The organism is Streptomyces sp. NPDC058576, from assembly GCF_042718715.1.
Classification (GTDB): Bacteria; Actinomycetota; Actinomycetes; order Streptomycetales; family Streptomycetaceae; genus Streptomyces.
Genome location: NZ_JBHXPF010000071.1, coordinates 25,098 through 33,499 on the forward strand (window position 1 = coordinate 25,098; position 8,402 = coordinate 33,499).

An 8,402-nucleotide genomic window follows, 5' to 3' on the forward strand; every position below is an offset into this window, starting at 1 on the left:
CCGGGCGGCGACGACAGATCGACTACGAGTCCTGGGAGGCGTCCGGCACCCCCCGCACCCGCACCCGACAGCCGACCCCGCCCTCACTGCCGAGCCGCTCCACCACCACGCGGCCCCGCTCCCACCGCGTCACATACCGCTCGACCTCCGCCTCCGCCCACCCGTCGCCCGGGTCGCGCACCACCATCCCGCCGCCGGTACGCCCCGGCGCGGGCGCCCACACCTCCAGCTCCGGTCCGCCGTCCGCACCCCGCACCGGAACCACCGCGCCCGCCCGCGCCAGCACCGGCACCCCCGACAGCGGAGCGTCGACCAGCACCTGGCCCGGGCCCTCGTACGCCCGCCCGGTCGCCGTGTCGTACCACCGCCCCCGGGGCAGCCGCACCGCCCGCCGCCGTACCCCGGGCTCCAGCACCGGCGCCACCAGCAACGCGTCGCCCAGCAGGAACGCGTCCTCGCACTCCCGCAGCGCCCGGTCGCCCGGCGCACCCCACCACACCGGCCGCACATAGGGCGCACCCGTCAGCCGCGCCACATGCGACAGCGACACGAAGTACGGGTGCAGCCGCTCCCGCTCCACCAGCGCCGCCCGCGCGTGCTCCAGCACCTCGGGTCCGAACTCCCACGGCTCCCGCCGCCCCGCGTCGATCGCCGCGTGCGTACGGAACAACGGCAGATACGCCCCCAGCTGGAACCACCGCAGATACAGCTCCGGCGACGGGAACCCGTCGAACCCGCCCACATCCGGACCCGAATACGGCACCCCGCACAGCCCGAGCCCCACCACCAGCGACAACGAGGCCCGCAGCCCCGGCCACCCCGTCGACACATCACCGGACCAGGTGCCCCCGTACCTCTGCAGCCCCGCCCAGCCCGACCGCGAGAAGAGGAACGGCCGCTCCTCCGGGCGGAAGCGGAGCAGCCCCGCGTACCCCGCCCGTGCCATCGCCAGCGCGTACACGTTGTGCGCCTCGCGATGATCGCCCCCGGCGCCCTCCAGGACATGCCGGGCCGAGCGCGGCAGCGACGGATCTCCGAACGCCGCGAACGACACCGGCTCGTTCATGTCGTGCCAGATCCCCGAGAAGCCCTGCGCAAGCCGCTCCTCGTACAGAGATCCCCACCAATCCCGCACAAGCGGATCAGTGAAATCCGGATAGACGCAGGCCCCCGGCCACACCTCCCCGACCACCACCCGCCCCCGCGCGTCCCGGACGTACGCCCCACGCTCCCCGACCGCCCGGCCCGCGTCGAACACCACCTCGCCCGGCTCCGCCTTCACCGCCGGATCGACGATCGACACCAGCCGCACCCCGTCCTCACGCAGCTCCTTCGCCAGCGCGGGCAGATCGGGAAACCGCTCCGGGTCCACCGTGAACACCCGGTGCCCGTCGTAGTGGTCGATGTCCAGATGCAGCACGGACAGCGGCAGCCCCCGCTCCCGGTACCCGTCGACGACCCGCCGCACCTCCCGCTCGCTGCCGAACCCCCACCGGGCGTGCTGCGGCCCCAGCGCCCATGACGGCGGCAGCGCCGGGGCGCCCGTCAACGCCGTCCAGCCCTGCAGCACCCGGGCCGGCGTCCCCACCACCACCCAGCAGCGCAGCGGCCCGCCCTCCATCCGGACCTCGCACGTCCCCGGCCGGTCATGCCCCGAACCGGCGCCCTCCTCGCCCTCCCGCAGCACCACCCGACCCGCCCAGGAGTTGTCGTGGAACGCCAGATGCGTTCCCGCGTCCGACACCACCACCTGCACCGGCATCGTCAGATACAGCGGATCGTCCCCGGGACCGAACCGCCCGCCCGGATCGGTGTTCCACAGCCGGTACACCCCGTCCCGCAACCGGGGCCCCGACGCCCGCCCGCCCAGCCCGAAGAACCGCGCGTCGGCCGGCACCTCCGAGCGCTGCACCCACCGCGCCGGGCCCCCGCCCACCGGCTCCCACCAGCGCGGCGGCAGCTCACGCCGCAACAGCACCCCGCCCGGCGTCCGCAGCTCCACCGCCCCGGCCCGCGACACCACCACCGTCAGCCGCTCCGACACCACCTGCCAGCCGCCGTCCTTGCCCGGCTCCAGCACCGCCCGCGGATCCGGAGCCGGAGCCTCGCCCGCCACCGCGTACGACGGCAGCGGCTCCGCCCCGTCCCACGCCCAGAACACCGCACCGCCCACCGACACACGGATGCGCAGCTCCGAACGGGCGAACCGCACCACACCCCCGCCGGGCCCCGGCGCCGCACCCGTCACCGCACCGGGCACCCGGGCCCGCTCCGCCCCGCGCGCCCGCAGCGCCGCCGCATCCGCGGACCTGCGCCGCCACGCCGAACGCACCGTGCGCAGCCCCCGTACCGAACCGACCAACCTCACCCGACGCACCAGGTCACGACCGTCCATGGCGCACACCCTGCCACCCGCCCGACCCGCGGAACCGTCCGTTCAACTCCCGTTCACCCATGCCGGACGCCGATCCCCGGCACCCCTGGGGGCGGGGGCCACCCTGGTGCCGAAGACGATCACATGGCATCGTCCGTGTCAGCCGCCCACGCGCACATCCCGGCCCGTGCGGCACCGACACGCCCACCCCGCGGACCCGTACAGCCAGGGAGCAGCCCTCATGACCGCAGCCACGCCCGACGCCCCGCTCTGGCAGCCCGGCCCCGACCGCATCGAGGCCGCGGCCGTCACCCGCTTCCAGAACTGGGCCGCGACCCGGTACGGCGCCCCGGCCGACGGCGGCTACGCGGCGCTCCACCGCTGGTCCGTCGACGAACTCGACACCTTCTGGCGCGCCGTCGCCGAATGGTTCGACATCCGCTTCTCCACCCCGTACGAGAGCGTCCTCGGCGACCGCGCGATGCCCGGCGCCACCTGGTTCCCCGGCGCCACCCTCAACTACGCCGAACACGCCCTGCGCACCGCCGAGGACCCGTCCCGCGCCGACACCCCCGCCCTGCTCCACGTCGACGAGACCCACACCCAGCTCCCCATCAGCTGGGCCGAACTCCGCCGCCAGGTCGGCGCCCTGGCCGCCGAACTCCGCGCGCTGGGCGTCACCCCCGGCGACCGCGTCAGCGGCTACCTCCCCAACATCCCGCAGGCCGTCGTCGCCTTCCTCGCCACCGCGGCCGTCGGCGGCGTCTGGACGTCCTGCGCCCCCGACTTCGGCGCCCGCAGCGTCCTCGACCGGTTCCAGCAGATCGAACCCGTCGTCCTCTTCACCGTCGACGGCTACCGCTACGGCGGCAAGGAGCACGACCGCACCGAGACCGTCGCCGAGCTGCGCCGCGAACTGCCCACCCTGCGCGCCGTCGTCCACATCCCGCTGCTCGGCACCGACGCCCCCGAGGGCGCACTCGCCTGGGCCGCACTCACCTCCGCCGACACCGAACCGGTCTTCGAACAGGTCCCCTTCGAGCACCCGCTCTGGGTCCTCTACTCCTCGGGCACCACCGGCCTGCCCAAGGCCATCGTCCAGTCCCAGGGCGGCATCCTGCTCGAACACGTCAAGCAGCTCGGCCTGCATTGCGACCTCGGCCCCGAGGACCGCTTCTTCTGGTACACCTCCACCGGCTGGATGATGTGGAACTTCCTCGTCTCCGGCCTTCTCACCGGCACCACCGTCGTCCTGTACGACGGCAGCCCCGGCTACCCGGACATCAGCGCCCAGTGGCGGGTCGCCGAACAGACCGGCGCCACCCTCTACGGCACCTCCGCCGCCTACGTCATGGCCTGCCGCAAGGCCGACATCCACCCGGGCCGCGACTTCGACCTCTCCCGCGTCCAGTGCGTCGCCACCACCGGCTCCCCGCTCCCGCCCGACGGCTTCCGCTGGCTCCACGACGAGGTCGCCGACGACCTCTGGATCGCCTCCGTCAGCGGCGGCACCGACGTCTGTTCCTGCTTCGCCGGAGCCGTCCCCACCCTCCCGGTCCACATCGGGGAACTCCAGGCCCCCTGCCTGGGCACCGACCTCCAGTCCTGGGACCCGGCCGGCAAGCCGCTCACGAACGAGGTCGGCGAACTCGTCGTCACCAACCCCCTCCCGTCCATGCCGATCCGCTTCTGGAACGACCCCGACGGCAGCCGCTACCACGACAGCTACTTCGACATGTACCCCGGCGTCTGGCGCCACGGCGACTGGATCACCATCACCGACCGCGGCTCGGTGATCATCCACGGCCGCTCCGACTCCACCCTGAACCGCCAGGGCGTCCGCATGGGCTCCGCCGACATCTACGAGGCCGTCGAACGGCTCCCCGAGATCCGTGAATCCCTCGTCATCGGCCTCGAAGAACCCGACGGCGGCTACTGGATGCCGCTCTTCGTCCACCTCGCCGACGGCGCGACCCTCGACGACGACCTGCGCGCCGCGATCAAGCGGACGATCCGCGACAACCTCTCCCCGCGCCACGTCCCGGACGAGGTCATCGAGGTCCCCGCCATCCCGCACACCCTCACCGGCAAGCGCATCGAGGTTCCGGTCAAACGCCTGCTCCAGGGCACCGAGCTGGCCAAGGCGGTCAACCCGGGCTCCGTCGACAACCTCGACCTCCTCCACTTCTACGCCGACCTGGCCGCGACCCGCCGACGCCAGGCCTCTTGTCAGTCCCCCTGATTACTCTGAGTGAGCAAGGATTCACCGCGCACTGGGGGACACATGGCGCAGACCGGCAACACCGAGCACAACGCGACCCACCGCAAGAACAGCGGCAGGAGGCACGGCACCCCGCACACCACCACCCTGCGGCGCACGCTGCGCCGCGAAGCACCCAGCACCGTCGGCCTCCTCGTCGACGCGCAGGACTTCGCGGCCATGCGGCGCTACCGCACCTTCCCCTTCGACGACCACACCGTCTATCTGCACCAGGTCGAGGGCCTGCTCAAGGCCCTGGCAGCCCAGGGCATGCACACCACGATCGCCCTCTTCGACCCGGAGGACTACGCCGAGTTCTGCGCGGAGTCCGGACTCGACGCGGACACCGGCGCCAGCCGCAGCCGCTTCACCGCGGAGATCGCCGCCGCCGGAGCCACGGTCGTCTACACCGGCCAGCGCCTCAGCGACCTCATCCCCGTCCTCGTCTCCCACGCGGTCCGCCAGGCCACCTGGGAGTACGCCACCCTCCTCCTCGCCGACCTCGGCACCTGCGCCGACTGCGGCCAGGACATCGGACGCGCCGCGTTCGACCGCGCCTCGCACCTCCTCATGCGCCTGCTGGAAACAGCGGGACCGGGCGCCCACCACCTGGTGTGCAGCACCCCGACGGACAACGACCAGCTCCTGGCCGTGCTCCACACCCATCGCGACCCCACCGGACCCGCCCACCTCGACAGCGCGGAGGGCGCGGAGTTCGCCACCGTCCTCGCGGTGGCCATCGCCCTGGAATCGCGCGGGGGAGTCGTCCTGCGCACCAGCGCCCCCGACAGCCCGGACCGCGTCCACGGCTGGCGCCTCGCCCACGGCACCCTCGCGCCGCTCACCGCCGGCGAGGTCTTCAACGCCTACTGCACGGACGCGGACACCGGAGAGCCCGTCTCCCCGGAATCCGGCGTCGAGTACTGCGCGGGATTCGACATCGGAGCCGAGCCCCCGGAACCCCACCACTGACAACGACACAGGGGAGGGGCCTCCCGCCGACGGCGGAAGGCCCCTCCCCTGAGAACCGCTGCTGCTACTCGCCCGAGAGCACGGCCTGCGCCGCGCTGCGCGCCTCGTCCGCCGAGTCGGCCGACCGAGCGGCGTTCGCCGCCCGCTCGCACTGCGCCAGCGTGTACTTGGCCAGCGTGGCCCGCACATAAGGAATGGACGCCGCACCCATGGAGAGCGAGGTGACACCCAGCCCCGTCAGGACACACGCCAACAGCGGATCGGCGGCGGCCTCGCCACACACACCGCAGCTCTTGCCCTCGGCACGAGCGCCCTCGGCGGACAGCGCGACGAGATCCAGCAACGCCGGCTGCCACGGGTCCTGGAGCCGCGACACCGCGCCCACCTGACGGTCGGCCGCGAAGGTGTACTGCGCCAGGTCGTTGGTGCCCAACGACAGGAACTCCACCTCCTGGAGGATCGACCGCGCCCGCAGAGCGGCCGACGGAATCTCCACCATCGCGCCGAACTTCGCCCGCAGCCCGGCCTCGCGGCACGCGTCCGCGAACGCCTTGGCGTCGATGCGGTCGGCGACCATGGGGGCCATGACCTCCAGGTAGACCGGCAGACCCTCGGCGGCCTTCGCCAGCGCGGTCAGCTGGGTACGCAGCACCTCGGGGTGGTCCAGCAGACTCCGCAGCCCACGGACGCCGAGCGCCGGGTTCGGCTCGTCGGCCGGCGTCAGGAAGTCCAGCGGCTTGTCGGCGCCGGCGTCCAGCACCCGCACGACCACACGCCCCTCGGGGAACGCCTCCAGCACCGCGCGATAGGCCGCGACCTGCTTCTCCTCGGAAGGAGCCTGCTTGCTGTCGTCCAGGAACAGGAACTCGGTCCGGAACAGCCCGACACCCTCGGCCCCCGCCTCGACCGCCGCGGGCACATCGCCCGGACCGCCGACATTGGCGAGCAGCGGCACCTTGTGCCCGTCCGACGTGGCCCCGGGACCGGTCGAGGCGGACAGCGCCGCCTTACGAGCAGCCGCCGCGCCCTCCAGCTCCGCGCGCTTCTCGGCGGTCGGGTCGACGAAGATCTCGCCCGTGCTGCCGTCCACCGCGACGACCGTGCCCTCGGCCAGTTCACCGGCGCCGGGCAGCGCCACCACGGCCGGAACGCCGAGCGCCCGCGCAAGGATCGCGCTGTGGCTGGTCGGCCCGCCCTCCTCGGTGACGAAACCGAGCACCAGCGTCGGGTCGAGGAGCGCGGTGTCGGCCGGCGCCAGGTCCCGGGCGATCAGCACGTACGGCTCGTCGCTGTCCGGCACACCCGGCATCGGAACACCGAGCAGCCGCGCCACGATCCGGTTCCGTACGTCGTCGAGATCCGCTACCCGCCCCGCCAGGTACTCCCCGGCATTGGCGAGCAGCGCCCGGTACGCGGCGAACGCGTCGTACACGGCACGCTCGGCGGTGCTGCCCACGGCGATACGCCGATCGACATCGGACATCAGCTCGGGGTCCTGCGCCATCATGGCCTGCGCCTCGAGCACGTGCTGTGCCTCGCCACCGGCCAGATTGCCGCGCGCGACCAGATCGGCCGCCACGGCTTCCACCGCCTGCCGGGCGCGCCCCTGTTCGCGCCCGGCCTCCTCGGCGGGGATCGATTTGGCGGGCGGCTCCAGCACCGCCGTACCCATGTGCCGAACCTCGCCGATGGCCACACCGTGGCTCACGCCGACGCCTCGCAGCGTTGTCTCCATTTCACCCGTCTCCGGTTGTGCGGCGAACGAGTCGCCGCGGTGGTTGTGCAACTGGCTGGTGACTGCGCCCGAGGCGCTACTGCCAGCCGAACAGCGTGTCGCCGACCTTCACGTCCCCGTCCTCACGGACATCGGAGAGCGACTCGGCGGTGGCCTCCAGGGCCACGATCGGGCAGATGGGTGACTTGCCGGCGGCCTCGACGGCGACCGGGTCCCAGCGCACGATGCTCTGGCCCCGGGTGACCGTGTCCCCCTTGTTCACGAGAAGCTCGAAGCCCTCGCCGTTGAGCTGAACGGTGTCGATACCGAGGTGTGTCAGAACGCCGTGCCCGTCCGCGTCGACGACGACGAACGCGTGGGGGTGAAGGGAGACGACGATGCCGTCGACCGGGGACACGGCCTCGGAGGGCTCACGTACGGGGTCGATGGCGGTGCCGGGACCGACCATCGCGCCGGAGAAGACCGGGTCGGGAACCGCGGTGAGTCCGATGGCGCGTCCAGCAAGAGGGGACGTCACGTTGGTCATGGGGAGCCTCCCAGGGGGTGGAGATTCAGGTGTCGCCGCCGCGACTGATGGGGGACGGCGTACTGCTCAGCAGAGTAAGTCATATGAAGTCCCGGTTCCGCCCGAGACCTACCGCTTGGCGGACCTAGGGGTGCACCAGAAACGATTTGCCTCGACTCCCGGCGGCCTGTACTGTCGTACTCCTGCCTGACCCCAACGCGACTTTGAGTCGGGGGTCGGCGGCGACCTTCAAGCCCAGATCCTAACCATGAACCCTCCTTCGGCATGCCCGCAGGACCGTGGTCAAGGGGACGGAAAACGCCTGATAGAGTCGGACTCGCCGAAAGGGAAAAGCGAAAGCGAATTACCTCGAAGCGAAAAGCAGAACCCGCTTCGACCGGGAGTCAGACACTGGAAAGCGTCTGATAGAGTCGGAAACGCAAGACGGCAAGACAAAGAAAAAAACGAAGGGAAGCGCCCGGAGGGCCCCGGTGATACGGGACCGAAGGAAGCGTCCGTTCCTTGAGAACTCAACAGCGTGCCAAAAGTCAACGCC

At 72.1% G+C, this 8,402-nt stretch carries 5 protein-coding genes; 2 read left to right on the top strand and 3 right to left on the bottom strand.

Features of this window, described 5'->3' with window-relative positions; all coding sequences use genetic code 11:
* Positions 1–22: 22 nt before the first annotated feature.
* On the bottom strand, positions 23–2,395 hold the full coding sequence (locus ACFWRV_RS31950) for a glycoside hydrolase family 31 protein (protein ID WP_384339404.1): 2,373 nt from the start codon (positions 2,393–2,395) through the stop codon (positions 23–25).
* Positions 2,396–2,615: 220 nt separating this feature from the next.
* On the opposite strand from ACFWRV_RS31950, the gene ACFWRV_RS31955 reads away from it, so the two are divergent.
* Both ACFWRV_RS31955 and ACFWRV_RS31960 read left to right on the top strand, forming a co-directional pair.
* Positions 2,616–4,616 carry an acetoacetate--CoA ligase gene (locus tag ACFWRV_RS31955; protein ID WP_384339405.1) on the top strand — a complete coding sequence of 667 codons (2,001 nt, stop codon included), beginning with the start codon at positions 2,616–2,618 and terminating at the stop codon, positions 4,614–4,616.
* A 42-nt stretch (positions 4,617–4,658) separates the two neighbouring features.
* The gene (locus tag ACFWRV_RS31960) at positions 4,659–5,606 is read left to right on the top strand and encodes a hypothetical protein (RefSeq protein WP_384339406.1); all 948 of its coding nucleotides are present in this window, start codon (positions 4,659–4,661) and stop codon (positions 5,604–5,606) included.
* A gap of 64 nt (positions 5,607–5,670) precedes the next feature.
* On the opposite strand, the gene ptsP is transcribed toward ACFWRV_RS31960, so the two are convergent.
* Positions 5,671–7,341, bottom strand: coding sequence for a phosphoenolpyruvate--protein phosphotransferase (gene ptsP, locus ACFWRV_RS31965; RefSeq protein ID WP_384339407.1), 1,671 nt, complete (start codon positions 7,339–7,341; stop codon positions 5,671–5,673).
* 76 nt (positions 7,342–7,417) lie between these two features.
* Positions 7,418–7,867 carry a PTS glucose transporter subunit IIA gene (locus ACFWRV_RS31970; protein ID WP_384339408.1) on the bottom strand — a complete coding sequence of 150 codons (450 nt, stop codon included), beginning with the start codon at positions 7,865–7,867 and terminating at the stop codon, positions 7,418–7,420.
* Positions 7,868–8,402 lie beyond the last annotated feature (535 nt).